We start from the raw sequence: 1,101 nt of genomic DNA, 5'->3' as shown, positions 1-1,101 counted from the left end.
GTGTCGTTGCCCAGGTCGGCGTCGAGCTCGGCGCGGATGTAGGTGACGATCCGGACGGTTCCGTCCCCGACCGCCGACCCTGCCGGGTCGTGCAGCATGCGCGCTCCCACTCGGCCATCGGCTCGGCCGGCGCTTCGGTGTTGCCTGCGGCGCGGTTGTTGCGGGCGATGAGGCCCTCGGCAACGGCGTCGGCGATCACGCGGGTCAGCAGGTTGACGGAGCGGATGGCGTCGTCGTTGCCCGGGATCGGGAAGTCGACTTCGTCCGGATCGCAGTTGGTGTCCAGGATGGCCACCACGGGGATGCCGAGCTTCTGGGCCTCGTCGATGGCGAGGTGTTCCTTCTTGGTGTCGACAACCCACATGACCGAAGGAGTCTTGGTGAGGTTGCGGATGCCGCCCAGCGTGGTTTCCAGCTTGGTCTTCTCGCGCTGCAGCAGCAGCAGTTCCTTCTTGGTGCGGCCGGAAGCGGCGACGTCGTCGAAGTTGATTTCTTCGAGTTCCTTCAGGCGCGAGATGCGCTTGGAGACGGTCTGGAAGTTGGTCATCATGCCGCCGAGCCAGCGCTGGTTGACATACGGCTGGCCGACACGGGTGGCCTGCTCGGCGATTGCTTCCTGGGCCTGCTTCTTGGTGCCGACGAACAGGACGGTGCCGCCGTGGGCGACCGTTGCCTTGACGAACTCGTAGGCGCGGTCGATGTAGGACAGCGACTGCTGCAGGTCGATGATGTAAATGCCGTTGCGCTCGGTGAAGATGAAGCGCTTCATCTTCGGGTTCCAACGGCGGGTCTGGTGACCGAAATGTACGCCGCTGTCGAGCAGCTGGCGCATGGTAACGACTGGCATGTCGTCACTCCTTCCGGCAGCACCGGGCTGGGCCTGGGCTGCTGCCTGTAGACGGTTGTTAGCTTGTCGCCCGGCGGGCTAAGCTCCTGGCGTCTGTCGGCGCCGCCGGCTCGGCGGCGCATGTGCCCGGACCGGTTTCCCGGACCGCCTGGGCACACTTCCATCGCTGAGATCAAGCCGATGGATTTCAGACACGCGTAGTCAGCCTCCGTCCGGACATGGGTCATGGACGGAAAACTGCTTCGTCCAGTGTA

1 protein-coding gene and 1 pseudogene are annotated in these 1,101 nt (G+C 64.7%); both read right to left on the bottom strand.

All coding sequences use genetic code 11. The features are described 5' to 3' along the window. On the bottom strand, positions 1–98 hold a 98-nt coding region (locus tag AC5RUJ_RS16965), incomplete at its 3' end, for a DUF3000 family protein (RefSeq protein ID WP_494156328.1). Beyond that, positions 97–847 (bottom strand): annotated as a pseudogene (gene rpsB, locus AC5RUJ_RS16960) (30S ribosomal protein S2); the annotation flags it as partial. The gene AC5RUJ_RS16965 and the pseudogene rpsB, both read right to left, overlap by 2 nt. Positions 848–1,101 lie beyond the last annotated feature (254 nt).

The sequence above is a fragment of the Arthrobacter sp. Y3223164 genome, assembly GCF_059091005.1.
The sequence above is the reverse complement of the archived record's forward strand: the minus strand, read 5'-3'. Positions and strand labels throughout refer to the sequence as shown.